Here is a 25,369-nt window from a genome sequence, read left to right as displayed (position 1 = left end):
AGAAACCGCATCGAACGATGCTTCAACAGACTCAAACAGTTCAGAAGGTTCGCCACAAGATACTGCAAATACGCTGCTTGCTTCGCTGCTACCGTCGCCCTCGCATGCTCGTGGTTACACCTCCAGCAATTTGTCGATACACCCTAGTTGCTAGTTGGCCTATCGACAAGCGCGGGAGCCACAACGCTGGGTGCCCCATTCACGCAAAAGCGTGAGTGGGATATTCGAGCGAAGCTCGAACCGTCTTTTTGTTTGTCATTTCGTAGCGACCAGAGGAAGCGGAGAAATCCGCTTCTCTACCCCATACTTTTCTGTCCGTAACCAAAGTGAGAGAAGCGATCTCGCTTCGCGAGATATCCCCCCCCATTGCTACGCAATGGATGGGGCACCCGTCCGAGGTTCGCCTTCGATGCCCCTGGCGCTATTCAACTATTGAACTATTCAACCTGTTCCCAAACAGCGCCCTAGGCCCCGCCATTAAAAACCGGTAAATAATGAGGGGGATGTGCTGCAGGTCAGCTCCGAGCGAGTCGGCCTGGCCATCCGTGAGGATCGCTCCCTGTTCCATCGCGAACCAGTTGAAGCCGGTCGACAGCGCGGCCAGCAGAAAACTGGCAACCAGGCTGCCGCGAATCTTCTGGGGTGAGACCCAGGTGTGCACCACATACTGCACGCCGACGAGCGCTGCGGGAATCGCCACCAGCATGATCAACGCCGTGGCCCAGAGTGGGCGGGCATCGCGCAGACGTTGAATGATGGAGCCAAGAAAACCGCCCAATCCAGCGGCAAATACAGCTTCGGTCAGCATGGCGCCGAGCGCCTGGCCGGCGGCGGCGTGATGGTCAGAGATAAAGAAGATGGGCGCGCGTAGCGCTGCACTGAAGAGAGCTGCCTTCCAGTTCCACTCCCTGAGGAGGTGCTGGCCGGGGTTGCGGAGAATATCCACCAGGGCGCCGTGAAGCGTGGTGGAGGGTGGCGCTGAAGATTCCGTGATCATGCAGGCTACACACAGCATAGACGGAGGACTGTTACGCTAGCTTGCATGAGGCAGCGCGTCGCCTATTTTCCGGACTCTTTTCATGAAGTCAATGGCGTCGCCCATACCAGCCGCAACTTCCAGGCCTTTGCCGAACGTCACCAACTTCCCTTTCTGTGTGTCCGCGCCGGATCGCGGGAGATTGCTTTTGAAGAGCACGGCAGCGTGCAGACGCTGGAGCTGCGGCGCAGCTTCGCTTCCGTTCCCATGGAACGCGACCTGGCCTTCGATACCCTCTTCCTGCGCCATATGCGCACGGTGCGGCTACGGCTGGAGACCTTCCGCCCCGACATCATCCACATCACCGGTCCCAGCGAACAGGGCATCCTCGGCGCCATCTTCGCCTGGCGAATGGGCATTCCGCTGGCGGCAAGCTGGCACACCAACGTGCACGAATATGCTGCCCGCCGTGCTGAATGGCTGACGCGTTTCTTCTCTCCCCGCGCCAAAGAAGCGACCGAACGTACGGTACAAGACGCGGCATTGAACGCCACGGCCCGGTTCTATCGCCTGGCCAAGGTCCTCTTCGCGCCCAACGATGAGCTGTGCACGCTGCTCACCAACGCCACCGGCAAGCCCTGTCACCTGATGCAACGGGGGGTGGAGACCGCTACCTTCTCTCCCGCATATCGCACCCGTCCGCTCGACGACAAAGAGTTTGTTCTCGGCTTCGTCGGCCGGCTCTCCGTGGAGAAGAACGTTGCACTGCTGCCCGTCATTCAGCGCGCCCTCGAATCACGGGGCATCACCAACTTCCGGTTCCTGGTCATCGGTCATGGCTCAGAAGACGCTCTGCTCAAAGCCGCCCTGCCCCGGGCCGAGTTTCCCGGCGTCCTGAAGGGCGCAGCCCTTGCCACCGCCTACGCCGACATGGATGTGATGGTCTTCCCGTCGCATACCGACACCTTCGGCAACGTCGTGCTGGAAGCACTCGCCAGCGGAGTACCCGCTGTCGTCACACCGGACGGCGGCCCCAAGTACATCGTGCGTAACGACGAGACCGGCTACATCGCCACCGATGAAGGTTTCCCTGACGCCATCGAACGCCTTCTACGCGAGCCCACCACCCTGGCCCGTATGCGCCTTGCGGCACGCGAGTATGCCTTGCATTGCAGCTGGGATGCGGTGTTTGAGCGAGTGTACGACGCTTATGGCAAGTTGAATGGTGGAATAGTTGAATAGTCGAATGGTAGTTCTGGGTGAGCTATAAGACTTCGCCTCACCGCAGCATCACCATTCAACTATTCAACCAATCAACCATTCAACTAATAATGAATTTCCCCGATATACACGCCGTACGGCTCCAGCTTGACGGCATCGAGGTTCATTGGTCCCATGCCGTAGTCGCTGCGCATCAGGCTGCGCAGGAACTGGCCGCGGAGACCGAGCTTCGCGATCTCGCTCTTCAGATGCAGCGTGACCGGTTTATCAGAGAAGTTGCAGGCCACTACGACTGCCGGTGAGGTGGCAGTTACTCCCTGATGTTTGCGAACCCAGACGAGCGCGTTGTCTGCATCGTGGTTCAAGAAGATCTGCTGGCCTTCGCGCATGGCGCGCCGGCTGCGTCGTAGCGCAATCAACTGCTCGTACCACTTCAGCAGCGATCGGTCGTCTTTCTGCTCGGCCTCGACGTTCACCGTCATCGACGACGTCGGAATCGGCAGCCAGGTCTTTGCCGCTTTGCTGAAGCCGGCTTCCGCTCCGCCATCCCACTGCATTGGAGTCCGCTCGCCGTCGCGGCCCTTCTCTTTTGGCCAACCAAGAACGCCGATCGGATCTTTTACATCCTCTTTACGTTCCGGTGTTGCTGTGACCATGCCGAGCTCCTGCCCGTAATACAGCAGCGATGCGGAGCGCGAGGTCAGCAGAATCGTCGCCAGCACACGTGCAATCTCTTTGTTGTGTTGGCCATCTCCATAGCGATCCCAACTACGCGGATTGTCGTGATTGTCGAAGACCAGCAAAGGCGCGTTGCCGTGGAGCTGTGTCTGCGCCGCCTCCAGCTTCTCGCGGAAGGCAGTGACATCCAGCTTGTTGGTGAAGCCCACGCCTGTATCCATGGGCAGTTGCAGCTCGTCGTTCTTTGCGCCATACCAACCGGCGAGTTCTGCGGCACTCTTCGTGTAGATCTCACCGACCAGAAGACGCTGCCCCGGTGCATTGTTGATCACAGAGCGCAACTCCCGCAGCATGCCGTGTATCTCCGGCAACCCCATCTGCGGCGAGTGGTCGACGTTGGGGTCTCCGAAGGCATTCGTTCCCGGAGACTCCTTCGCATCAGCCAGCGATGGGTCTTCGAGCAAGGTATCGATGGCATCGAGCCGGAAGCCGGCGACGCCACGATTGAGCCAGAAACGCGCCACATCGAACATCGCCTGCCTCACTGCCGCGTTACGCCAGTTCAGGTCAGGCTGTTGCGGATAGAAGCAGTGGTAGTAAAACTGTCCGGTCTTCTCGTCGTATTGCCAGGCCGAGTGACCGAAGAGGCTCTGCCAGTTGTTCGGCGGTGCGGGCTTGCCGTCGGCACCCGCTCCTTTGCCATCGCGCCACACGTACCAGTCACGCTTTGGGTTGTCCTTGCTCGATGCCGATTCCACAAACCACGCGTGCTTATCGGAGGTGTGGTTGAGCACCAGATCCATCAGGACACGGATATTGCGGCGGCTTGCCTCCTGCACCAGGTTGTCGAAGTCCTCCATGGTGCCGTACTGCGGATCGATGGCCGTATAGTCCGAGATGTCGTAGCCGAAATCGACCTGCGGGGAGGGATAGATAGGAGTGAGCCAGATGGCGTCTACTCCAAGTGATTGCAAGTAATCCAGCCGCTGCGTAATCCCCTTCAGATCACCAATGCCGTCGCCGTTGGAATCCTGGAAGCTGCGGGGATAGATCTCATAGATGACAGCATGCTGCCACCATGGATCGGAAGACATGCCCGAGCCCGCCCAGCCAGGACGGGACAACATCTGCGCACCTGCGCTCAGGGAAGACGCCAGCGCAGCGACTGCCAACATGCGGCGAAGGAAGACCATAGAGCAGTTCTCCTAAAGGTGTAGAGCGAAGTGTCTTGCAGTCTGCGCCGTTTTCCTCCGAAGAAAACGGCATCCACAGATTTCTCCAACACCACAGTATTAGGAGAATTGCTCTAGCTATTCAACCTTACTTTTGTTGGACGCAATCTGCACGCGTCGCGTGGTTATGGGAAATCAATTCGATACCTTAGCCTGCCCGGCTGCCATCCGCTGCTGAAGGGTTGCAAGCTGGAGGTGAATGCGGTCCATATCCTTTTGCGTCACATGGTTCTCGCCGGCAGGAGCGTCGGCATAAAAGTGCACCAGGTGTTCCAGAACGGTTGGGGGCACGGGCTCGGCGTTCGGTTTCAGATATTCGTGCAACAGCCGCTCATGGGTCTGATCGGACAGGCGATATTGCCCGAGCCGCATTAGATCGCCAGTGTCGAGATTCGCACCGCCCAACGCCAGTGCAACAGTGGAGATCTCTGCCTTATCGGCTTGGCCATTGCCGGATGCAAGCTGCTTCAGATACTCGCCATAGCGGTCGACGGTCTGATTCACGCTTTTGATGTAGCCATCCTGCTGTGTCGCGTTGGGAATCGTCGGCTTTAGCACCTTCAGGGGACCGATCTTCGGCAGCAGCTTCACCAGAAAAGCCAGAAAGCGGGTTCCGAAGCTCGGCTTCGAGTAATCGCGCCCCCACGACTTTTCGAACTCCGTGCGCCGAAGCCGATAGATGAACTTGCGTTTGTTGAAGCCCGGATTCTCCTTCTCAATCTGCTTCGCATAGGCGGTCGCGGCGACGACCGTCATCTTTGGGATGAGCTCTGAGACCGCGTTGCGATAGGTGGTAATGGCATGGTCTTCATCGTGCAACAGGTCCTTGAGCTTCATTCCATAGGTCTCTTCAAAAGCACGGTCGAGCAACGGCTTCGCAACCTGAAAGCCGATGAAGTCACGGTAGTTGTCCTGGGAGTAGCGGCCATGCGCAACCTCTACAACGTCGAAACCAAACTCCGTACGGACATGCGCGACCTTGGCCTGTTCGTAGGTCACCACATCTCCATACTTCTTTTTCAGCTTTGGATTTTCTTCCGCGGTCAGCCGGTTGATATAAGGATGGCCCACCGCATCGGCCGTATAGTGCGCCAGCGCTCCCAGTGCAAACGCCAGCTCATCCGCATTGGAAGCATCGTGTAACAAAGCCTCAACGAAGGCGCCTGTCCTGACGTAATGGAGCATGTCCGAATAGAACTTGTTCCCAAATGGGTAGTAGCCCAGATCCTGGATTAAACAGCCTCCGTAGGCATAGGAGTGTGCTTCCCGCAGTTGATCGGCTGTCAGCCCGGGGTAGCGGGCCTGCAGCAGGGGGACCAGATAGGGTGTCCATGCCATGTCGACGACTTCCTCATGCGACAACACACTGTAAGCATTTGCCGCAGTTGCGCCTAGAAATGGAAGCAACAACGACAAACACACAACGCGGATAAACCCCTGGAAGGATCGAAGAGCCATGACGTTTTTCATGACATAAGATGCAGATTCCGGAAAAGGCGCATCGCAGGCAACACCAGCCTGAGGAGCATGTGTCTTATGAGATCGGAGGTGAACTATGTCTTCCACGATTCTCCCGGCCCTTTTCCTCGTTTCCGCGGTGGCTGTCGCACAACAGACCGCACCAAATAGCGTAGGAAGCCAGGGCACCAGCACCCAGGTTCAACAGGGCACACAAACCCAGGTGCAGGGTGCACAGAGGAGCAACAATACTACGGCCCAGGCAGTACAGGCCACTAACCTTGATGCGGAACTGAAATCGAGCCTCGATTCCAAGAAAGCGAAGCAGGGCGATCAGGTGACAGCCGTCACCAAGTCGGCGGCGGTCTTGAACAACGGCACCACCCTCCCCAAGGGTACGACCTTGATCGGCCACGTCACCGATGCTGCCGCCTACACCAAACAGGCGGGTACGGGTTCTGTGACATTGCTCTTCGATCAGGCCAAAACCAAAGAAGGCAATACCATCCCCATCTACGCCGTCGTACGCGATCTGAAGCCATCCCTGATGTCTCAGTACCAGATGAGCCAGACCGGCGGCAATGCTGATCCCGGCATGGCAGCGCCTGCACCGGCTCCTGACCCCTCGGGTGGCGGTGGAGCTGCTCCCTCGGCCGGCGGTGTGGTCGGCAATACCGTGGGCGGAGTGCGTGGGGCAACAACGAACACCGTGAACCGTGCCGGCCAGACGGTAGGCGGTGCGACGAATACAGTCGGCGGCGCGGCTAATGGAGCCGGAGAGGCTGTAGGCTCAACGGCCGGCCAGGTCTCCGGCGCTGGAACCGTTGGAGCAAACGGAGCCGTTCAGACAGCGATTCCGGGCGTGATGCTCTCCGGCGCTGCCGATGCCTCCAATTCCGGCACTGTGGCCGCTAGCGGACAGAACGTGCACGTCGACAGCGGCTCGCAGATGACACTTGCCGTCGCCGCACGGCAGTAAATCCCACGGAAACTGCGGTGGGGAGTGAACCGGCCGCGGCATTTGCAGTTTGACTGCGATGCCGCGGCCTCTATACTCAAACCACAGTTTCCAGATGGGTACACTTCAGACCAGCCAGTTCAAGATGACGGCGCTCCAGAACTACCTTCTGGACAACGCCTACGACGAGATGTTCGCCTCGCCCGAGGCGCTGCATCCTCATTACCAGTTATTGCTGAATCACTTTACGTCTCTCCCACACGCCGAGCTGCAGCGCCGCAAACAGGCTGCCGATCTTTCCTTTCTGAACCAGGGCATCACCTTCACGGTCTACGGCCGAGAGGAAGGCACCGAGCGCATCTTCCCGTATGACCTTCTGCCTCGGGTCATTACGGCGCAGGAGTGGGCAACGGTGGAACGCGGCCTGACGCAGCGGATTACCGCGCTGAATCTCTTTCTGCGCGATATTTACCACGAGGGACGCATCCTGGCCGATGGCATTGTGCCGCGCGAGGTCGTCTACTCCTGCAAGCAGTTCCGCCGCCAGATGGTGGGTCTGCAGGTGCCGCGCAATATCTATATCGCGGTCACCGGCACCGACCTCATCCGCCTGGAGAACGGGGAGTTCGTCGTTCTGGAAGACAATCTGCGCGTCCCCTCGGGCGTGAGCTATATGCTCACCAACCGGCGCGTGATGAAGCGTATCTTCCCGCAGCTCTTCCGCAGCTATAACGTACGCCCGATCGAGCAGTACACGCAGTTGCTGCTGGGCACACTGCGTTCACTGGCGCCTGAAGGCCGTCCTGAGCCAAATATCGTGCTGCTGACGCCAGGCGTCTTCAACTCCGCCTACTACGAGCACGCCTACCTCGCGCGCCAGATGGGCATTGAACTGGTGGAAGGCCGCGACCTGGTCACCCACGACAACGTCGTCTATATGCGGACAACCTCTGGTCTGCGCCGTGTCGATGTGATCTACCGCCGCGTGGACGATGACTTCATCGATCCGCTGGCCTTTCGGGGTGATTCCATCCTCGGTGTCGCCGGTCTGTTCAATGCCTATCGCGCCGGCAACGTAACCCTCGCAAATGCCTTCGGCACCGGCGTGGCTGACGACAAAGCGCTCTATGCCTACGTTCCCGACATCATCAAGTACTACCTGAGCGAAGAGCCGGTGCTGAAGAATGTGGAGACCTTTCTCTGCGCCCGCGAGAAGGAGCGCAAACATGTGCTCGCCAACCTGGACAAGTTTGTCGTCAAGGCCGTTGGCGAAAGCGGAGGCTACGGCATGCTGGTGGGGCCGCAATCCACCGCGGCGCAGCGCGAGGAGTTCGCGCGGCGCATCGAGGCCGACCCCCGGAATTACATCGGCCAACCGACGATCAGCTTCTCCCGCGCTCCATGTATGTTCGACGATCAGCTCGAGCCGCGCCACGTGGATCTGCGCCCGTATGTGCTCTACGGCGATAAGGTCAGCATCGTCCCCGGCGGCCTGACACGCGTGGCGTTGCGTAAAGGATCGCTTGTCGTCAACTCGTCGCAGGGCGGCGGCAGCAAAGACACCTGGGTGTTGAGCTAAGGAGAGATCATGCTATCCCGCGTTGCAGACAGTCTCTACTGGATGAGCCGTTACCTCGAGCGCGCTGAGCACACCACACGTCTGCTCGATGTGAATCTCAATCTCATGCTCGATGAGTCTTCTTCAGGCGCCGATCATCGCTGGCAGCGCATGGTGGCGGCTCTCGGCCGCCCGGCGGGAGAGGCATGGGACGACGACGATCCGTACAAGCTTTCGCACGCCCTTACCTTCGATATAACCAACCGCATCTCAGTGCTCTCCTGCATCATCGCGGCGCGAGAGAATGCGCGCCACGTCCGCGAGCAAATCTCCACCGAGATGTGGCATCGGCTCAACTCTCTCTATCTCGCCGTCACCCGGCCTGAGATGCACAGCGATATGCATGCCGAAGCCCTGCTGAACGGAGCCCAGGAACCGGGCGAGTTTCTGCAGTCCGTAATGGAAGCCGTCCATCAGTTCCAGGGCGTGACCGACTCCACTATGTCACATGGCGAGGGATGGCATTTCATCCAGGTAGGCCGCTACATCGAACGCGCCTCCGCCACCGCCATGCTGTTGGAGGCATATCACCACGATCTGTGGAAGCATCCGGAACGCATTCCCGAAGGCAACGAATACCTCGAGTACATGGGGCTGCTGCGTAGCGCCACGGCCTTTGAGGCGTATTGCAAGGTCTACACCGCCGACCTCACACCCGAGCGCATCCTTGAGTTTCTGCTGCTCGATGAGAACTTTCCACATTCGCTCCGCTTCTCGATCGAAAGCCTGGTCAGCGCACTGGATGCGATTCAGCGAGAGAGCGGCAAGTCACGCACTGAAAACCTCACACGGCTTGCGGGCCGCCTGCAGGCAAGCCTGCGCTACTCCAGCGTCGAGGAGATTCTGCGAGGAGATGTCGTAGGTTACCTGCAGGACATTCTGCGGGAATGCCGCGACATCCATTCCGCAATCTACGAGCTGTACATCGATTACTCGATTCAAACCGCACTGGCGGGCTAAGGGAAAAAGAAGGAAACGCGATGTACTATTCAGTCCGCCATCTGACGAAGTTCCTCTACAGCGACCCGGTAAGCGAGTCCATCATGGAGACGCGGATGCATCCGCGCTCGGACTCCAACCAGCGCTGCCTCAACTTTCAGCTCTCAGTCACACCGCGCTGCCGCGTCTTCAGCTACCGCGATCATCTGGCCAACAACGTCCATCACTTCGATATTCCCGGGCAACACACGCAGCTTGTGATTGTCGCTGAGTCTCTGGTGGAGATCGCCCCGATACCGCAAGTGCCTGCATTTCTCGCGCCGGATGCATGGAAGGAGCTCGATTATCTGATCGAGCAGGGCGACTACTGGGAGATGCTCTTCCCCAGCGAATTTGCGATACCGACGCCGGCGCTGGACGAGCTTGCGGAAAACCTGGAAGTGACGCGCCGCGACGATCCGCTGCTGGTACTGCATGAGCTGAATGAGCGGCTCTATAAGTACTTCGACTACAAGCCCAAGTCCACCAAGGTGGATTCGCCGATCGACGTCGCCATCAACCATCGCATGGGTGTATGCCAGGACTTCGCGCACATCATGATCGCGCTGGTACGTTCGAAGCTGCGAATTCCCTGCCGCTACGTCTCCGGCTATCTCTTTCACGGCAACGAAGATCATGACCGCTCGGTCGCGTCGGCCACGCACGCGTGGATCGAAGCCCTGGTGCCGCAGCTCGGATGGGTGGGTTTCGATCCCACCAACTGGCTCATCGCCGGTGACCGTCATATCCGCACAGCTATCGGTCGTGACTATGCTGATGTGCCGCCGACGCATGGAATCTTCCGGGGCCTTGCCAACTCAGAGCTGACCGTCGCTGTCCGCGTGACGCAGAGCGAAGGTACACCCCTGCTCGATCAGGAGCTGCCGGTGCCGGAAGATTGGTCGATCCTGGTGGAGAGGGCGCAACAGCCGCCATCACCGCCGTTGGTGAACCTCACACAGCTTCAACAGGCACAGCAGCAACAACAGTAAATACGGAGCCCATCATGCACTTCGTAAAGGCCGCACTCCTCTGCACGCTGCTGAGCGTGCCCGTTGTCGCCGCGACACCGACCCCGGCGGCTATGGACCGCGATCTGCTCGAAGTCTCCGTGACGAAGCTGCATACGCTCTACCGCACACATACTTATACCGTCCGGCAGGTCACGGAGTGGTACCTCGCGCGTATTGAGAAGTACAACCCAACATATAAGCCGATCCTCGAGCTTGACCGCGAAGGAGCTTTGAAGCGCGCCGACCAGGAAGATGCCGAGGCCAGGCCTCCGGCCGCGCTGGCCGCAAAGCTGAAGGCGCAGCCGCTCTGGGGTGTTCCCATTGTCATCAAGGCCAACACGAGCATCGAAGGCCGCGTGACCAGCGATGGATGGACCGGCTTCCTGCAACCCGGGCATGAGCTGATTGCGCCGCGCGACGCGCAGATTGTGGCGCACTTCAAATCCGCGGGCGCCGTCATTCTTGGCCACACCAACATGCCGGACTTCGCCGCAAGCGACACCAACAACAGCAGCGCCGGCGGGCGTACCGGCAACGCCTACAACGTGCGCTACTCTCCCGGCGGCTCCTCCGGTGGAACCGCGACCGCCGTCGCGGCGAACCTCGCGCTTCTGGGCCAGGGTACCGATACCTCAAACTCCATCCGCAATCCAGCCTCGACCGATTCGCTCGTCGGCTTTCTGCCCACACGCGGCCTGGTCAGCATTGCCGGCATCGCACCGCTGGACTGGCTGATGGACGATACCGGACCGCTGGCGCGCAATGTCACCGATGCCGCCATCGCACTGGAAGTGATGGCAGGCGAAGACAAGCTGGACGAGCGTACCGCCGGCTCAGCCGCCAAGGAGACGCCTCACTTCACGCAGTATCTGAAAGCCGATGCGCTGAAGGGCAAACGCTTCGGTGTGCCAAGTTTCATCCTCAACAACCAGGGCACCGCGCTCAGCTCGACAGGCGCTACACGCAGTCTTGCTCTTCGGCCGGAAACACAGGCTGCTTTTCTGAAAGCCATCGAGGGCCTACGCGCCGCGGGAGCGACCATCGTTGAGGACGACACCATTCTTCCGGCAAGTTTCGAGACCCTGCTTCGTGCCATCAGCACCGGACCCTATCGCGCTGAAGGGTTTGAAGATTTTCTGAGAGACTTCGGACCCACCGAGTACAAATCCCCAGCGGCCTTCGAACAGGCTACCGGTCAGAAGCTGCCGGGCTTTCTCTTAGGTCAGGGCCGTAGCAATGCGCCTGCGACTTCGCAACGCCGTCTGGAAGATGATCCGAAGGCCAAAGAAATCTTCTGGGATCCGCAGGCAAAGGCACTGGCTGCATACGACGAGACGCTCGAACGCCTTCACCTGGACGGCATGGTCTATCCCGCACTGCAGATGCCGCCGAACGATGAGATCGCTCCGCAACCTGACGGGAAGCCGTCCACCGGACCGCACAGCAACACCGGCTGGGTAAATCGAATCGGCGTTCCCGCCGTCGTAGTACCCGGTGGCTTTTATGACAATGGCCTTCCCTTTGGCCTCGAGATCAGCGGCAAGGCGTGGCAGGACGGTGCTCTGCTCGGCTACGCATATGCGTATGAACAGAAGACACACCACCGGAAGCCACCTGTGCTAGCGATGGAATAGACAATCTCGACTTGCTGGAGAACCTTATTTGGATTGGAACCGCATGTGAGTCCGCCCACAGCGGCGACAACGCCATGGCTTTAGACCAACAAGGGAAGCAATAATTTCAAATAAACCGCTCGCCGGGCGACGTTCCAACGTCACGCCGATGCAGTTTGAACATTCTCTACTACTCATGGATACAGGACGTGCTCCGATCTTCAAGTCTCTATTTCAACCGAGACGGATACAAGGCAAATAAAGCGATAAACCTAAGTGTCTTTGATGCGATGGAAGAGGGATGAGCACCCGGTAAATTTTTGTATTTTTGGTAACCAGGGCAGGAGAGGTACTACATTGCTTAGTTAGTAATCTACCAGATTCTACCGTTCGCTATCCAACACTGAATCAAGGGTTTCACCCCAGTCCACCCTGCGAGCGTGCTTATAGCTTTTATCCCGCTTCCGGATTACAGGCTGGGTCATCGATCCATCGGCATTGCAGAGTTTCAATGAGATCAAACCACGGTTGATCTTCGGACGCATCAGCACACGCGAACCGTGCCCCACTGGGCGTTCGCGACCTACAGCCAGGTAGAGGAACTTTTCATCCTCCCATGGCACATCCCCCTGCTTCACCAGGCGGTGCATGCGGCTGCGCTCGACTCTTTCGGCGAAGTGACACCAGTCGGGACTCACGAGAGGACAAGCGAAGGCGTGCGGACAGGGGGCAAGCATCTGTGCCCCGGCCTGCAGCAGAGCGGTCCGAGCCTCCAGGATTCGCTGCCATCCGGCGGGAGTACCGGGCTCTACCAGCAACAGCACGCCGGCCGTTGCCGACCATAGGCGCTCAACCAGCAGACGCTGGGCGAGAGCGGAGAGCTCCGAAAGAACATACGCACAGGTCACCAAGTCGAAGCGGTTGTTGATTGCAACCGAAGCCAGGTCCCCAGTCTGCCACTCTGCTGCGATGCCGGACGCCGCAACCAACGGCTCCCCGGCCTGGCGGATGGGACCGCTGCCTTCAAGTAGAAGAGCCTGCTGCAGCGATGGCCACACGTCGCCGGCAGCCAGCGCGGCTGTTCCGGGCCCGCTACCGGCATCGAGCTGCGTTGCCGGGGCAAACTCCGGATATACGTCTGCCGTCTCCGCCATGGCGCGGCGGACGGCGCTGAAGGTTGCGGGAAAGCGGACGGCGAGGTAGGCCGCGGCAGCCAGATCAGTACTCAAATGAGCGCTGGCAGTCGGTGCCTCCGTGCGGTACCGTTGTGAGAGCACTTCGGCCGCCTGCTGCAACCGCTTGAGCGGAAGCCCTTCTAATTGTTGTTCCACCGCTTGGCGGATCTTGGCAGGTACCTGCATCCTATTGAAAAATGGGACTTCGAGCTTCTTCCAGAGGGTAATAGCCGGAAAGTTGCATTGCTGGGCCCCTTAGCGAGACCTACGATGAAGAACGTTATGAAACACGAAAATCCTCCCCATACTGAGCATATCCCGATGAAGGGTGGACTTGCCCGGGCGCTGGAGCGCGGGGAGTTGACACTTCACTTTCAACCGAAGATCGACATGAAGCCGACGGAAGGCGCGACCGGCGTTGTCATAGGGTATGAAGCCCTGTTGCGTTGGCAGAACCCGATCGTCGGCTCCATCTCGCCGGGCGACTTTCTCTCCTGGGCTGAGCGCAGCAACGAAGTCCGCACCGTAGGCTACTGGGTTGCCGATCAGGCCCTGCGGCAGCTGGCCGCATGGCGGGCGAGCGGACTTGCGACACCGCATACGCGCGTCTCCATCAATCTTCTGGGTCGGCAGTTGAACGATCCCCTGCTGCTCGATGAGCTGCTCGCCGCCGTGGAGCGTCATCGTCTGAAGGCGGACGATCTCGAGCTTGAGGTCACCGAAGCCACCCTGGACGAAGAAGCTGCAGGCCTGAATGCGCTACGTCAGCTCAAGGATGCGGGTTTCCGCATTCATCTCGATGACTTCGGCGCGGGCTACTCTTCGTTGAGCTACCTGCATCGCTTCCCCTTCGACTGCGTGAAGATCGATCGCACCGTGGTTGCGGACATGGATCGTGAATCGCAGAGTCTGTCGCTGACCAAAACGGTCGTGGCTCTGGGCCAGAAGCTTCGCCTGCAGGTGATTGCCGAGGGCATCGAAACCGCGGAACACGTGAACATGCTGCTCGAGATGGGATGCCATCTCGGCCAGGGCTTCTACTTCGCTCGTCCCATGCCGGCCGTAGCGATTGAGCGCTGGCTGCTGGCGGAACCAACCCAGCAAACGGCGTAAAATCGCCGCATGTCCCGAACTCCGTCCACCATGGTGGCGCTGGGCACAGTTGCCCCGCCGTTTGAGCTTACCGATGTAATCACCGGCAAAGCCGTTGGCCGCGATGATGTTGGCGCAGACGCCAAAGGCCTGCTGGTGATGTTCGTCTGCCCGCATTGCCCGTATGTCAAACATATCGAGGCAGAGCTGGGCCGTATCGGCAAGGACTATCAAGGCAAGATCGGCATCGTGGCGATCAATGCCAACGACGTCAGCCAGTACCCCGAAGACAGTCCCGAACACATGAAGGAGCAGGCCAGCCTCAATGGCTGGACCTTCCCCTATCTCTATGACGAAATGCAGGAGGTCGCTCGCAGCTATGACGCAGCCTGCACGCCCGACCTCTTCCTCTTCGATGCCGACCAGAAGCTGGTCTATCGCGGTCAACTGGACGATAGCCGCCCGCGGCGGAAGGACTTTGGCAACGATCTTCCGGTAACCGGCAAGGACCTGCGCGCGGCGATCGATATGGTACTGGCAGGCAAGCGCCCTGACCCGAACCAGAAGTTCTCGATTGGCTGCAGCATCAAGTGGAAGGCCAAGTAAAGACAGCTCGGCGATGATCACGATCCGACCTGTCACCGAAGACGACGCAACCGAGCTAGCCCGGCTCGCAGGCGAGCTGGGCTATTCCACTACACCTACTGAGATCGCGGAACGCATCGCGCGCCAGGCAAAGGTGCCGGGACGCGCTGTCTTTGTCGCCCGCGATGGAGACCAGGTTGCGGGATACATCGATCTCTCCACTGAGATGCACCTGCACACGGCACCCAAAGGCCGCATCGATGGCCTGGTGGTCAGCGAGAGCGTCCGTGGCAAAGGTGTCGGCGCGCTGCTATGTCGCCATGCGGAAGAGTGGGCGAGACGGCAGGGCCTGAAGACAATGATGCTGACCTCGCGTTCTACACGCGAACGGGCACATGCCTTCTACGAACGTGACGGCTACCGGCGCACGAAGACCTCATACCTCTTCGAGAAAGATCTGTAGATCGGAGACCGCTACATCCGAGATTAGAACTGAACACTCAGCGCAGGGCGCGTGAGTTCTTTGCGATAAGTCGCCAGTGCTAATGCCGGGAAGTACATCCGGTACAGGTGATAGCTGAGATAGAAGACATTGGGGAAACCAGTACCCGTTGTCAGAGCTTCATCCCAATCACCATCGGCTCGCTGATTATCCAGCAGCCACTGCACGCCCTTCTGCACTTGCGATGAGCGGGTTTTCCCGCAAGCCATCAATCCCACCAGGGCCCATGCTGTTTGGGTGGGCGTGCTCTGTGCAGCAACAAAGCGGTCGACCTCGTAGCTGACACAGCTCTCACCCCAGCCGCCATCCTCGTTCTGCACTGACAGCAGCCACCGTGCCGCCTTTTCGACTGCGCTATGCGCACGGGCGTCTCCAGTGGCAATCAGACCGCGCATCGCCAGGAAGGTGCCGTAGACGTAGTTCACGCCCCAGCGTCCGTACCAGCTTCCATTCTGTTCCTGTGAGCTGAGCAGGTACTGCACTCCCTTTACGATTGCGGGATGCTTCGGCCCGAGACCGCGCTTACTCAGAGCCTCCAACACGCGGCCGGTGATATCGGCACAGGTGGGGTCGAGCATGGCATTGTGATCGGCGAAAGGAACCTTGTTCAGCAGTTGCCAGTCGTTATCGACATCGAAGGCGGCCCATCCTCCGTCTGCCGATTGCATGCCGAGAAGCCAGTCGATCGCGCGTTGCTCCGCACGTGCCTGGCGCTCGGGATTGGAGGCGCGGATATGCTGCAGCGCGAGCAGCACCATCGCCGTGTCATCGATATCGGGATAGAAGTCGTTGGCGAACTCGAAGGCCCATCCGCTGGGACGAAGGTTCGGACGCTTCGCCGACCAGTCGCCCTTGCGCCTCACCTCTTTACGCAGCAACCAGTCGGCCGCGCGCGTCATTGCATCGGGGTCGATATCCCCGGTCTCGCCAAGAGCGAAAGCAGCAATGGCGGTATCCCACACCGGCGATTTACAGGGCTGAAACTCGATGGAGTCTTCGCGCTCCAGCAGCAGATCATCGAAGTGGCGGATCGCCTCGATCATGTCGGGCTGGTCGCGCTCATAGCCAAGAGAATCCATGGCCATGATGGCGTACATCATCGAGGGATAGATGGCGCCCAGCCCTTCGGAATGCTGCAGATGTTCCAGCATCCATCGCTCGGCGGCTGCAATGGCACGGCCGCGGATCTTCTGCACACCGCGGCGCTCCCAATGCTTGAGCAGTTTGTCGGCATGAAGAAAGAGCTCGGAGGTGAGATCCTTGCGCGGCATCGTGATCGGCGAGCCGGGATAGATCAGCTCCTGCAGCGTCATACCGAAGGGAGCCGTACGCTGGGCACCCAATCCCTGAATGATGGAGAGCGGCACGATGATAGTGCGCGTCCACGACGACATCTCGTAGAGAAAGCTGCCGGGCACGATCATGATCTCTGCCGGCACGGTCGGCACGAACTCACGAGGGAAGAGACCGAAGAGACTCAGGTTGATCTTCGTGTAGCTGTTGCATGCCTGCAGCCCGCCAATCTCCAGAATGCGCTCGCGAGCGGTGCGCATACACGGCGAGCCCACCTCTTCACCCATGATCTTGAGTGCGGTATAGGCCTTCACCGTAGCATTCACATCGGCTTCGCCCTGGGCGAAGAGATTCCATCCGCCGTCGGCTAGCTGGCAGGCCTTCAGATAACGGATGAGCTTCGCTGTACGCTGGGCGCGCGGGGGAGTCCACGCGCCGCCCTCCTTCGGTGGGAAGAGCCATAGCTGCAGCAACACGTAATCGGAGGCCAGTGTGGAGTCTGCGGTGAGGTCGCCACACCAGTAGCCGTCGACATGCTGCTTCCGCAGCAGAGCCTCGGCCGTCAACGACAACTGCTGCTCCAGCTGGGCGATGCTCTGCTGACTAAGCTCTTCGCTTTGTTGCTCTAATTCAAGACTACCGACGCTTACGATGGCTGGAGCGGCGCTGCCGAACTGCTCTCTCATCAGGCCTTCCCTCTCCTGCTCTTACGCTCGGATGTCGGCTGCGGTTCCGCGTTACACATCTCTTTCAATCGCGTCATAATCTGTGCCCGGCGCTCGCCGGTACAGATGGCGTCATCGAAGCCGAACATCTCGGTAAACCAAAGGCCATCTACCGCCAGCCGCACGATCGTCGCGGTAATGGGATCAATGCCGTCGTTCTCCAGTAACGCCTGCCAGCGCGCGTAAGCCTGACGCATGGGTTCGACGAGCTTCATATCCGTGGAGGCAGCGGCAATCGCCGAAGCAAAAACGTCCAGACGCTCTGGGGAGAGGCCCGCATCCAGCGCCCAGCGGCCTTCGAGTGACGCCAGAACAAAAGCCAGCGTGTTGCGCCCGGGTCTGTCAGGAAGCTCTGCCTTGGCTGTCGCGAGATCGCGATCGAAGTACTCGATGGTGCGCGCCACCAGTCCGGCGACCAGCTCTTCTTTGGAGGGAAAGTGATACAGCAGACCACCTTTGCTGACATTGGCCTTCTCGGCAACGCGGTCGAGGGTCAACTGCTGTGAGCCCTCTTTGCGAATCAGCGTCTCGGCACTTTTAAGGATTGTGTCCCGCTTGCTCATCTCGGAATCAGTATACCGTCCAGACGGTACAGTAAACCTTTTATCCGTAAGCCTCTATGCTGGAGCGAATGTTTGCTGACCTATCTCTCGCCCATCGGCTGGAGCTCGCCGAAGGCCATGCCTGCCTGGATTTCGCCCATACCCGCAAACGCCTGAACCCCGAGAGCAGCACCGCCTGGGACGCGGCGCATGGCGCCATTGCGGTCTTCGATGGGCCTGACTCTCCACTGACCCAGACCTTCGGCCTGGGCATCACAAGTCCGGATAGCCACGAAAAGAGCCTCGAAGCGTTGGAGGAGTTCTTCTTCTCACGCGGTGCTGCCGCCAATCACGAGGTCTCACCGCTAGCCGGTCTCGCGCTGCACCGACGGCTCTGCAAACGCCGCTATCAGCCGATCGAGATGAGCAGTGTGATGTATCAGCCCGCACATTGCCCCGAGATCCCGGCAGTGGTCGATGTGCGCATTGTGAAGCAGGACGAGGCCGAGCTCTGGGGCCGCGTCGGAGCGGATGCCTGGTCGGCGGACCATCCGGAGTTTCGTGAGTTCCTGCTGGATATGGGAAAGATCTCGACCAACCGGGAGAATACCCACTGCTTTCTGGCCATCATCGATGGCGAGCCGGCGGCGACGGCGGTGCTGCATGTGCACGGCGGTGTAGCGCTCTTTGCCGGCTCTGCAACTTTGCCCGCGCTGCGACGGCGTAGCGCTCAATCGGCGCTGCTCAATGCACGTATGCGTCATGCCTGTGCGCAGGGATGCGATCTGTTCATGATGGTGGCTGAGCCCGGCAGCACCTCGCAGCGTAATGCTGAACGCAATGGTTTCCGTATCGCTTATACGAGGACGAAGTGGCAGCTTGTACCACCGGCAGTTGGTTAATTTTCTTAAAGCCCTCAGCGGCTAAAGCCGCACATCGTTCAGCTCTGATGTGGCACGGCTAAAAGCCGTGCCCTTAAGCAAGGCATTCGCGCGTTGCGCGAACGGAGAAACGAAGTCTAAGGCGGCACTACAAATATGTATTGGAACTCAGCGGACGTTCCTCCATCGCGAGATCCAAGGCTTGAGGATGATTTTTGTTTTGCTTAAGGGCACGGCTTCCAGCCGTGCCGTAATAGTCAGGCAAATAACGCGGCTTTAGCCGCTGAGGTCACGTCGCACCTCAAGCCTCTCGTATAGAATTCACTCCTAAAAGCGAAACGCTCCCCGAAGGGAGCGTTTCCTGTTTCTTGATCACGCTTACGCGGTGACCGGCTCGGCGATTTCCTTGAGACGCTTCTCGAGCAGAGCTTCCAGTTCTTCGAGCGCCTTGGAGAAGCCCTCGATGCCTTCCTTCAGCTTGTCGTGGGCCATGCGGTCCTCGGCGTGCATCTTCTCGAAGGTGGCCTGATCGATCGAGATCTTCTCGATGTCCTCGGCCTTGGCCTTCTCGGCGTCCAGCTTCTTCTCAAGCGGAGCGTCCTTGGAGTCCAGCTCTTCGAGCAGCTTGGGCGAGATGGTCAAAAGGTCGCTTCCGGCCAGCTCAATGATCTCGCCGATGTTGCGGAAGCTGGCGCCCATCACCTGAGTCTTGTAACCGAACTTCTTGTAGTAGTTGTAGATGCGGGTGACCGACTGTACGCCGGGGTCATCGGCGCCGGTGTAGTCCTTGCCGGTGTCCTTCTTGTACCAGTCGAGGATCCGGCCAACGAACGGGGAGATCAGCGTGACCTTCGCTTCGGCGCAGGCGATGGCCTGGTGGAGACCGAAGAGCAGCGTCAGGTTGCAGTGGATGCCTTCCTTCTCCAACTCCTCAGCGGCCTTGATGCCTTCCCAGGTGGAGGCGATCTTGATCAGGATGCGTTCGCGGCCAATGCCGGCATCTTCGTACTGCTTGATGATGTCGTGGGCGACAGCGATCGTCTTCTCTTTGTCGTAGGAGAGGCGAGCGTCCACCTCGGTCGATACGCGGCCGGGAACGATCTCAAGAATCTTCCTGCCGAAGGCGACGGCAAGCGTCTTGAAGGCTTCGGCGGCAATCGCCTTATCGTCGGCGTTGGCGCCGGCCTTCTGCTTGGCTTCCTTCAGCACTTCGTCCACAATGTGCGAATAGGCGGGCATGTTGGCCGCGGCAGTGATCAGGGACGGGTTAGTGGTGGCGTCAGTCGGCTTAAATTTCTCCATCGACTGCATATCGCCGGTGTCGGCTACGACGGTTGTGTACTGCTTGAGCTGCTCCAAAAGGGTCGCCATTGGAAAGTTCTCCTCGCACTTTAAGACTACACCTTCCAAAGGAATAGCAGGTGTGGTCCTACCAGTACATTGCTCTTCCGCTAAAATCCATTGCCTCACCTACATTTCCACATCGACCGCAATATCTTGGGTTGCTTTCTAATCCATCGCAAGCTACTGTGGAGGAACTTCACGATGTGCAGGGAAAGACCGGTGGAAACCCGGCACTGTCCCGCAACGGTTAAAGTCCGAGCACCTGCCGTGAGGAATACGCAAATCATCGTCCCCGCGGAGGGAACGGCGTGGTCAGCGGCTCAGGTGCCTTTCTCGTGCTGGCACCCTGACAGCCCTCCTCCCCGCCACGTCCGCAGAGGCCGGTGACAAGGAGCTTCTGAGCGATGGCCACCCTCTCCAACCATCCCATTTCGCAGGCTACGCTGCATGATATGCATCCCGGTTTTCCCGCACCTGCCTCGGAAACCGCGGTCATGCATGTGCGCAAGCGCAACGGCTCGCTGGAACCGGTCGACGTCAACAAGATCGTGCGCGCGGTACAGCGCTGCGCCCAGGGACTGAATGGAGTCGATGCGATCCGTGTCGCATCCAAGACCATCGGCGGCCTGTACGATGGCGCAACCACACGGGAGCTGGACAAGATCTCCATCGATACCGCCGCGGCACTGATCGCCGAGGAGCCGCAGTACTCCCGCCTGGCGGCACGCCTGCTGCTGGCAACGATTCACAAAGAGGTCGCCAATCAGAACCTGCACTCCTTCTCGCAGTCCATCGCGTATGGAAACGCCGAGGGGGTAGTAAACAACGCCGTTGCCGAGTTCGTGAATACGCATGCGCGCAAGCTGAATCACGCCATCGATGACGAGTTCAGCGACCGTTTCGAGTACTTCGGCCTGCGCACTGTATATGACCGCTATCTCCTGCGCGATCCAATCTCGCGCAGCGTCATCGAAACACCGCAATACTTCTTCCTGCGCGTCTCCTGCGGCCTTGCCGGCACACCGGCGGAGGCGATTGAGTTCTATCGCCTGATGGCCTCGCACGAGTACATGCCGTCTTCACCGACGCTGTTCAACTCCGGCACCAAGCATCCGCAGATGTCGAGCTGCTATTTGCACGACTCTCCCTCGGACTCGCTGGAGTCGATCTACGACGCCTACAAGTCGGTCGCGATGCTCTCGAAGTTCTCCGGCGGCATCGGTCTCGCTTTCCACCGCGTCCGCAGCGAAGGCTCGCTGATCCGCGCCACCAACGGCCTGAGCAACGGCATTGTGCCGTGGCTGCGCACACTGGACTCTTCTGTCGCCGCCGTCAACCAGGGCGGCAAGCGTAAGGGCGCCTGCTGCGTCTACCTCGAGCCCTGGCACGCCGACATCGAACAGTTCCTGGAGCTGCGCGACAACACCGGTGACCACGCCCGCCGTACCTACAATCTGAACACCGCCAACTGGATCCCCGACCTCTTCATGGAGCGCGTGGATGCCGATGGCATATGGTCACTCTTCGATCCGAAGGATGTTCCACAACTTCCCGACACCTTCGGCGATGCCTTCAAGGCCGCCTACGAACAGGCCGAGGCCGACAAGAAGTACCGCCGCCAGGTAAAGGCTCGCGATCTCTATGCCCGCATGATGCGTACGCTGGCCGAGACCGGCAATGGCTGGATGACCTTCAAGGACGCCTGCAACCTGAAGTGCAACCAGACCGGCGTCCCAGGCAACACCGTGCATCTCTCGAACCTGTGCACCGAGATCACCGAGGTGAGCAGCAAGGATGAAACGGCCGTCTGCAATCTAGGCTCTATCAACCTGGCGCTGTACCTCACTCCGGAGGCCAAGTTTGACTTCGCCAAGCTGGCCGAGACGGTTCGTATCGCTGTACCGATGCTCGATCGCGTGATCGACATCAACTATTACCCGGTCGAGCCAGCAGCAAAGTCTAACGCCAAGTGGCGTCCAGTAGGCCTGGGTCTGATGGGACTGCAGGACGTCTTCTTCCAGATGAAGATCGCCTTTGACTCACCCGAGGCTCGTGAGCTCTCGCGCAAGATTCAGGAAGAGATCTACTATCACGCTCTCGTAGCCAGCAATCAGCTCGCCGAGCGTTTCGGCGCTCACGAGGCCTTCGCGCAGAGCCGCCTCGCCGAGGGCAAGCTGCAGTTCGATCTCTGGAATATCGTTCCGGAAGATACCGCCCGCTGGGACGCGCTGCGTGAGCGCATCAAGCAATTCGGCGTTCGCAACTCGTTGCTGATCGCCATCGCTCCGACGGCCACCATCGCGTCGATTGTCGGTTGCTACGAGTGCATCGAGCCGCAGATCTCCAACCTCTTCAAGCGCGAGACGCTATCGGGCGAGTTCCTGCAGGTGAACAAGTACCTGGTGAACGACCTGAAGGACCGCGGCCTGTGGAACGAAGAGATGCGGCAGCGTCTGAAGCTGAGCGAAGGCTCCGTACAGGGCATCGACGAGCTCCCGGACGATCTGAAGCTGGTCTACCGCACTGTATGGGAGGTCCCCATGCGCTCGCTGATCGATATGGCGCGCGATCGTGGAGCCTACATCGACCAGTCGCAGAGCCTGAATCTCTTCGCCGAGAGCCCCAACATCGGCAAGCTGTCGTCGATGTACATGTACGCCTGGAAGAACGGCATCAAGACCACCTACTACCTGCGCTCGCGCCCGGCGACGCGTATCGCCAAGACCACCATCCAGGGCTCCAGCGCGCGGCAGACTGCTCCGGCAGCAGCACCTGCCGCTGCTACTACAACCTACACGCCCTCTGAGGCCATCTCCTGCTCGCTCGAGAATCCCGAGAGCTGCGAAGCCTGCCAGTAACCCCATCCATCCAGCCAGTCCTTCTCTGATACAGGAAGGACTGGCCCTGTACTCGAAGGAGTCTACCTATGTCTTCGTCTCCGTCTTCCGTTGAAGTTCCCGAACATATCCTCGATCCCGGTCTCTGCCTGACCCTGCGCCCCATGCGCTACCCGGTCTTCTACGACATGTTCCGCGACGGTATCAAGAACACCTGGACCGTGGAAGAGGTCGACTTCTCCACCGACCTGGTCGATCTACGCAGCAAGCTCTCCCCGGCCGAAATCCACCTCATCCAGCGCCTGGTCGCCTTCTTCGCCACCGGTGACGCCATCGTCTCCAACAACCTGGTGCTGAATCTCTACAAGCACATCAACTCGCCCGAAGCGCGCCTCTATCTCTCGCGCCAATTGTTTGAAGAGGCCGTGCACGTGCAGTTCTATCTCACGCTGCTGGACAACTACATCCCCGATCCCGATGAGCGCGCCGCCGCCTTCTCCGCCGTCGAGAATATTCCTTCCATCCACAAGAAGGCCGAGTTCTGCATGCGCTGGATGGACTCCATCCAGAAGCTCGATCACCTGGAGACCATACAGCACCGCCGCCAGTTCCTTCTGAACCTGATCTGCTTCGCCTCCTGCATTGAAGGTCTGTTCTTCTTCGCCGCGTTTGCGTATGTCTACTTCCTGCGCTCCAAGGGACTCCTGCACGGCCTTGCATCAGGCACCAATTGGGTATTCCGCGATGAGAGCGCGCACCTCGAGTTTGCCTTCGAGGTCGTCAACGTCGTCCGCAGCCAGCAGCCGGATCTCTGGGATGCACAACTGGAGCAGGACATCGTCGAGATGCTGAAGGACGCGGTCAACTCTGAGCTACAGTTCGCGGAAGACCTGCTCTCCGGGGGTGTCGCCGGCCTGAGCGTACGCGATATGCGCCAGTACCTCGAGTACGTCGCCGACTCACGCGTCTCCCGTCTGGGCATGCAGCCGATCTTCGGCAGCAAGAATCCCTTCGCCTTCATGGAGCTGCAAGACGTGCAGGAGCTGACCAACTTCTTCGAGCGCCGCGTCTCCGCTTACCAGGTCGCCGTAGCAGGAGAGGTCGACTTCAGCCATGAGGATTTTTAAAAACAGTTGAATGGTTGGATAGTTGAATGGTTGAATCGTAGGCCCTCTCAAACGAGAGGGCCTTTCCACTTGAACCTTTAGCGGCATGTGGCTTGATATTGCAGCCCGCCACAATCACACGATTCAACCATTCAACGATTCAACCATTCAACAAAACCCACCCACGCAGTAAAACCTCCGGCACAAACGTCCCTCTTGACCTTTATCGCAATTTGCGATATAAATATTGCGGATTGCAATAGCCATGAAACTGGCAGAGAAAATCCGCTACCTCCGCGAGGTGGAAGGTTCGCTTCGCGGGATGAACCGGTCGATGACGCAGCAGGAACTGATGCGGGCCATTGAGGCAGAGACCGGAGGCTCGCTGAGCCAGAGCTACCTCTCGCAGATCGAGAGCGGAGCCCGCCCCCATCTCACCAACACAACCAGGCAGGTGCTGGCGAAGTTCTTCAAGGTGCATCCCGGCTATCTGGTGGATGACCCTGAGGGATATCATGCCGACTTGCTCTCGGATGCGCGGGTGCTAGAGGACAAGATCGATCTCTGGCTGGTCAGCGGAGCTGAGCGTTTCCGGCGCGATCCGGAGCTGCGCGCGGCGCTGTTGAAGGTGGCGCGCAATGACCGCTCCCGGCAATGCCTGCTGCTACTGGCATCGATTCTCGACACGCCCCACCTGGTCGAGCGGCTGACAGAAATTCTGCGGCCGGCAGAGGTGGAGAGGAAACCCGCGAAGGCTGTCCCAAAGAAGGCGGCTCGCGGAAGAAAGGAATAACGATGAATTGGGATGTCATCTATCTCGTCTGCTTTGGTACCGGATTGGTTTTGAGTGTGCTGTCCGCAGTCGGTGGTTTTGGACATCTTCATCTGGGACACTTCCACCTCGGCCATTCGGCCGGTCTGCACCATGGCCATGGAGTCTCGCGCTTCAACGCCTTCACCGTACTCGCGTTTCTGTGCTGGTTCGGCGGCGCCGGATATCTGCTGCATCACTACAGCGTATTCATCGCTCCTGTAGTCCTGCTGCTGGCGGCAGGAAGCGGTCTGGTGGGGGCGGCGATTCTGTTCACCTTCTTTACAAAGGTGCTGCTGCCGCGCGAGCGGGAGCTGACCGCCGAGGATACGGATGTTCGTGGTGTTACCGGACGGCTGAGCGCAGGCATTCGCGATGGAGGTACCGGCGAACTGCTGTACACGCAGAACGGCGTGCGCTGCTCGGCGATTGCCCGCAGCGCGGATGGGCAACCGCTGCCGCGTGGCGCCGAGGTGATCGTGCTGCGTTATGAGCGCGGCGTGGCCTACGTGAAGCCATGGCACGATCTCCAGCTCGACCGTCCGGATTAGAGCGTTTCCCTGTTATTGGGTATCCCGGAAAGGGCGTGCAGTGGCGTTTTCATTGCGGAAAACGCCCATAGGATGCAGAGGCTTTGGACTACACCCACAGGGAAAACGCTCTAGGGCCAGCTTTTACTCAAGTTCTTCTACCTGAGCTGCAGAAGAAAGCTCAATGCCTGCCCGGCCGCA

Annotated in this window: 21 protein-coding genes, 1 pseudogene and 1 riboswitch; of the genes and pseudogenes, 15 read left to right on the top strand and 7 right to left on the bottom strand. The window is 59.4% G+C overall.

The window, feature by feature from the left end; genetic code table 11:
* Nucleotides 1-147, top strand: a pseudogene (locus tag AB4Y89_RS17955) (IS5-like element ISAs34 family transposase); the annotation flags it as partial.
* A gap of 274 nt (nt 148-421) precedes the next feature.
* On the opposite strand, the gene AB4Y89_RS17950 reads toward AB4Y89_RS17955, so the two are convergent.
* The gene (locus tag AB4Y89_RS17950; protein ID WP_442302314.1) at nt 422-997 is read right to left on the bottom strand and encodes a hypothetical protein; all 576 of its coding nucleotides are present in this window, start codon (nt 995-997) and stop codon (nt 422-424) included.
* 45 nt (nt 998-1,042) lie between these two features.
* Between AB4Y89_RS17950 and AB4Y89_RS17945 the strand changes: the two genes are divergently transcribed.
* Nucleotides 1,043-2,218, top strand: coding sequence for a glycosyltransferase (locus AB4Y89_RS17945; RefSeq protein ID WP_442302313.1), 1,176 nt, complete (start codon nt 1,043-1,045; stop codon nt 2,216-2,218).
* A gap of 83 nt (nt 2,219-2,301) precedes the next feature.
* Here AB4Y89_RS17945 and AB4Y89_RS17940 read toward each other — a convergent pair whose 3' ends face one another.
* Both AB4Y89_RS17940 and AB4Y89_RS17935 read right to left on the bottom strand, forming a co-directional pair.
* The gene (locus tag AB4Y89_RS17940) at nt 2,302-4,068 is read right to left on the bottom strand and encodes a glycoside hydrolase family 13 protein (protein WP_442302312.1); all 1,767 of its coding nucleotides are present in this window, start codon (nt 4,066-4,068) and stop codon (nt 2,302-2,304) included.
* A gap of 174 nt (nt 4,069-4,242) precedes the next feature.
* Nucleotides 4,243-5,565: a zinc dependent phospholipase C family protein gene (locus tag AB4Y89_RS17935; RefSeq protein ID WP_442302311.1), complete on the bottom strand. Its 1,323-nt coding sequence runs from the start codon at nt 5,563-5,565 to the stop codon at nt 4,243-4,245.
* 97 nt (nt 5,566-5,662) lie between these two features.
* Between AB4Y89_RS17935 and AB4Y89_RS17930 the strand changes: the two genes are divergently transcribed.
* From AB4Y89_RS17930 to AB4Y89_RS17910, 5 genes are all read left to right on the top strand, one after another.
* The gene (locus AB4Y89_RS17930; protein WP_442302310.1) at nt 5,663-6,544 is read left to right on the top strand and encodes a hypothetical protein; all 882 of its coding nucleotides are present in this window, start codon (nt 5,663-5,665) and stop codon (nt 6,542-6,544) included.
* 94 nt (nt 6,545-6,638) lie between these two features.
* Nucleotides 6,639-8,102, top strand: a complete 1,464-nt coding sequence (locus AB4Y89_RS17925; protein WP_442302309.1) for a circularly permuted type 2 ATP-grasp protein — start codon at nt 6,639-6,641, stop codon at nt 8,100-8,102.
* Nucleotides 8,103-8,111: 9 nt separating this feature from the next.
* Complete coding sequence (locus tag AB4Y89_RS17920) at nt 8,112-9,101, top strand: alpha-E domain-containing protein (RefSeq protein ID WP_442302308.1); 990 nt, start codon at nt 8,112-8,114, stop codon at nt 9,099-9,101.
* A 20-nt stretch (nt 9,102-9,121) separates the two neighbouring features.
* Nucleotides 9,122-10,111: a transglutaminase family protein gene (locus tag AB4Y89_RS17915; protein ID WP_442302307.1), complete on the top strand. Its 990-nt coding sequence runs from the start codon at nt 9,122-9,124 to the stop codon at nt 10,109-10,111.
* 14 nt (nt 10,112-10,125) lie between these two features.
* Nucleotides 10,126-11,766 carry an amidase gene (locus tag AB4Y89_RS17910; RefSeq protein WP_442302306.1) on the top strand — a complete coding sequence of 547 codons (1,641 nt, stop codon included), beginning with the start codon at nt 10,126-10,128 and terminating at the stop codon, nt 11,764-11,766.
* 362 nt (nt 11,767-12,128) lie between these two features.
* On the opposite strand, the gene AB4Y89_RS17905 is transcribed toward AB4Y89_RS17910, so the two are convergent.
* Nucleotides 12,129-13,076, bottom strand: coding sequence for a small ribosomal subunit Rsm22 family protein (locus tag AB4Y89_RS17905; protein WP_442302305.1), 948 nt, complete (start codon nt 13,074-13,076; stop codon nt 12,129-12,131).
* A 126-nt stretch (nt 13,077-13,202) separates the two neighbouring features.
* Here AB4Y89_RS17905 and AB4Y89_RS17900 point away from each other — a divergent pair, with 126 nt between their 5' ends.
* Genes AB4Y89_RS17900 through AB4Y89_RS17890 form a run of 3 tightly spaced genes read left to right on the top strand, consistent with a single transcriptional unit; the run spans nt 13,203 to nt 15,060 of the window.
* Nucleotides 13,203-14,033: a putative bifunctional diguanylate cyclase/phosphodiesterase gene (locus AB4Y89_RS17900; RefSeq protein WP_442302304.1), complete on the top strand. Its 831-nt coding sequence runs from the start codon at nt 13,203-13,205 to the stop codon at nt 14,031-14,033.
* 9 nt (nt 14,034-14,042) lie between these two features.
* A complete protein-coding gene (locus tag AB4Y89_RS17895) occupies nt 14,043-14,618 on the top strand; it encodes a thioredoxin family protein (RefSeq protein WP_442302303.1) in 576 nt (191 codons plus the stop codon).
* Between the two features lie 13 nt (nt 14,619-14,631).
* Nucleotides 14,632-15,060: a GNAT family N-acetyltransferase gene (locus AB4Y89_RS17890; RefSeq protein ID WP_442302302.1), complete on the top strand. Its 429-nt coding sequence runs from the start codon at nt 14,632-14,634 to the stop codon at nt 15,058-15,060.
* 23 nt (nt 15,061-15,083) lie between these two features.
* Here AB4Y89_RS17890 and shc read toward each other — a convergent pair whose 3' ends face one another.
* Nucleotides 15,084-17,078, bottom strand: coding sequence for a squalene--hopene cyclase (gene shc, locus AB4Y89_RS17885; protein ID WP_442302301.1), 1,995 nt, complete (start codon nt 17,076-17,078; stop codon nt 15,084-15,086).
* Nucleotides 17,078-17,680, bottom strand: coding sequence for a TetR/AcrR family transcriptional regulator (locus AB4Y89_RS17880; RefSeq protein WP_442302300.1), 603 nt, complete (start codon nt 17,678-17,680; stop codon nt 17,078-17,080). Before AB4Y89_RS17880 ends, shc begins: the two co-directional genes overlap by 1 nt.
* A 68-nt stretch (nt 17,681-17,748) precedes the next feature.
* On the opposite strand from AB4Y89_RS17880, the gene AB4Y89_RS17875 reads away from it, so the two are divergent.
* Nucleotides 17,749-18,561 carry a GNAT family N-acetyltransferase gene (locus tag AB4Y89_RS17875; protein ID WP_442302299.1) on the top strand — a complete coding sequence of 271 codons (813 nt, stop codon included), beginning with the start codon at nt 17,749-17,751 and terminating at the stop codon, nt 18,559-18,561.
* A 357-nt stretch (nt 18,562-18,918) separates the two neighbouring features.
* On the opposite strand, the gene AB4Y89_RS17870 is transcribed toward AB4Y89_RS17875, so the two are convergent.
* The gene (locus AB4Y89_RS17870; protein WP_442302298.1) at nt 18,919-19,911 is read right to left on the bottom strand and encodes a transaldolase; all 993 of its coding nucleotides are present in this window, start codon (nt 19,909-19,911) and stop codon (nt 18,919-18,921) included.
* A gap of 168 nt (nt 19,912-20,079) precedes the next feature.
* Nucleotides 20,080-20,156, top strand: a riboswitch (adenosylcobalamin-variant (AdoCbl-variant) riboswitch).
* A gap of 132 nt (nt 20,157-20,288) precedes the next feature.
* Between AB4Y89_RS17870 and AB4Y89_RS17865 the strand changes: the two genes are divergently transcribed.
* The 4 genes from AB4Y89_RS17865 to AB4Y89_RS17850 all read left to right on the top strand — a co-directional run bounded on the left by AB4Y89_RS17865 (nt 20,289) and on the right by AB4Y89_RS17850 (nt 25,189).
* Nucleotides 20,289-22,742, top strand: coding sequence for a ribonucleoside-diphosphate reductase subunit alpha (locus tag AB4Y89_RS17865; RefSeq protein ID WP_442302297.1), 2,454 nt, complete (start codon nt 20,289-20,291; stop codon nt 22,740-22,742).
* Nucleotides 22,743-22,810: 68 nt separating this feature from the next.
* Nucleotides 22,811-23,848, top strand: coding sequence for a ribonucleotide-diphosphate reductase subunit beta (locus AB4Y89_RS17860; protein ID WP_442302296.1), 1,038 nt, complete (start codon nt 22,811-22,813; stop codon nt 23,846-23,848).
* Between the two features lie 244 nt (nt 23,849-24,092).
* A complete protein-coding gene (locus tag AB4Y89_RS17855; RefSeq protein WP_442302295.1) occupies nt 24,093-24,620 on the top strand; it encodes a helix-turn-helix domain-containing protein in 528 nt (175 codons plus the stop codon).
* Between the two features lie 2 nt (nt 24,621-24,622).
* On the top strand, nt 24,623-25,189 hold the full coding sequence (locus tag AB4Y89_RS17850) for a hypothetical protein (protein WP_442302294.1): 567 nt from the start codon (nt 24,623-24,625) through the stop codon (nt 25,187-25,189).
* Nucleotides 25,190-25,369: the final 180 nt, after the last annotated feature.

This window comes from Terriglobus sp. 2YAB30_2, from assembly GCF_052114765.1.
Lineage (GTDB): Bacteria > Acidobacteriota > Terriglobia > Terriglobales > Acidobacteriaceae > Terriglobus.
Note: the sequence above shows the minus strand (reverse complement) of the source record. Positions and strands in the feature narration are given on the sequence as shown.

Excerpts from the sequence above, each read along its gene's own strand:
- AB4Y89_RS17950 (WP_442302314.1), bottom strand. The coding sequence starts at position 997 with ATGATCACGGAATCTTCAGCGCCACCCTCCACCACGCTTCACGGCGCC.
- AB4Y89_RS17945 (WP_442302313.1), top strand. The coding sequence starts at position 1,043 with ATGAGGCAGCGCGTCGCCTATTTTCCGGACTCTTTTCATGAAGTCAAT.
- AB4Y89_RS17940 (WP_442302312.1), bottom strand. The coding sequence starts at position 4,068 with ATGGTCTTCCTTCGCCGCATGTTGGCAGTCGCTGCGCTGGCGTCTTCC.
- AB4Y89_RS17935 (WP_442302311.1), bottom strand. The coding sequence starts at position 5,565 with ATGGCTCTTCGATCCTTCCAGGGGTTTATCCGCGTTGTGTGTTTGTCG.
- AB4Y89_RS17930 (WP_442302310.1), top strand. The coding sequence starts at position 5,663 with ATGTCTTCCACGATTCTCCCGGCCCTTTTCCTCGTTTCCGCGGTGGCT.
- AB4Y89_RS17925 (WP_442302309.1), top strand. The coding sequence starts at position 6,639 with ATGGGTACACTTCAGACCAGCCAGTTCAAGATGACGGCGCTCCAGAAC.
- AB4Y89_RS17920 (WP_442302308.1), top strand. The coding sequence starts at position 8,112 with ATGCTATCCCGCGTTGCAGACAGTCTCTACTGGATGAGCCGTTACCTC.
- AB4Y89_RS17915 (WP_442302307.1), top strand. The coding sequence starts at position 9,122 with ATGTACTATTCAGTCCGCCATCTGACGAAGTTCCTCTACAGCGACCCG.
- AB4Y89_RS17910 (WP_442302306.1), top strand. The coding sequence starts at position 10,126 with ATGCACTTCGTAAAGGCCGCACTCCTCTGCACGCTGCTGAGCGTGCCC.
- AB4Y89_RS17900 (WP_442302304.1), top strand. The coding sequence starts at position 13,203 with ATGAAACACGAAAATCCTCCCCATACTGAGCATATCCCGATGAAGGGT.
- AB4Y89_RS17895 (WP_442302303.1), top strand. The coding sequence starts at position 14,043 with ATGTCCCGAACTCCGTCCACCATGGTGGCGCTGGGCACAGTTGCCCCG.
- AB4Y89_RS17890 (WP_442302302.1), top strand. The coding sequence starts at position 14,632 with ATGATCACGATCCGACCTGTCACCGAAGACGACGCAACCGAGCTAGCC.
- shc (WP_442302301.1), bottom strand. The coding sequence starts at position 17,078 with ATGAGAGAGCAGTTCGGCAGCGCCGCTCCAGCCATCGTAAGCGTCGGT.
- AB4Y89_RS17880 (WP_442302300.1), bottom strand. The coding sequence starts at position 17,680 with ATGAGCAAGCGGGACACAATCCTTAAAAGTGCCGAGACGCTGATTCGC.
- AB4Y89_RS17875 (WP_442302299.1), top strand. The coding sequence starts at position 17,749 with ATGTTTGCTGACCTATCTCTCGCCCATCGGCTGGAGCTCGCCGAAGGC.
- AB4Y89_RS17870 (WP_442302298.1), bottom strand. The coding sequence starts at position 19,911 with ATGGCGACCCTTTTGGAGCAGCTCAAGCAGTACACAACCGTCGTAGCC.
- AB4Y89_RS17865 (WP_442302297.1), top strand. The coding sequence starts at position 20,289 with ATGGCCACCCTCTCCAACCATCCCATTTCGCAGGCTACGCTGCATGAT.
- AB4Y89_RS17860 (WP_442302296.1), top strand. The coding sequence starts at position 22,811 with ATGTCTTCGTCTCCGTCTTCCGTTGAAGTTCCCGAACATATCCTCGAT.
- AB4Y89_RS17855 (WP_442302295.1), top strand. The coding sequence starts at position 24,093 with ATGAAACTGGCAGAGAAAATCCGCTACCTCCGCGAGGTGGAAGGTTCG.
- AB4Y89_RS17850 (WP_442302294.1), top strand. The coding sequence starts at position 24,623 with ATGAATTGGGATGTCATCTATCTCGTCTGCTTTGGTACCGGATTGGTT.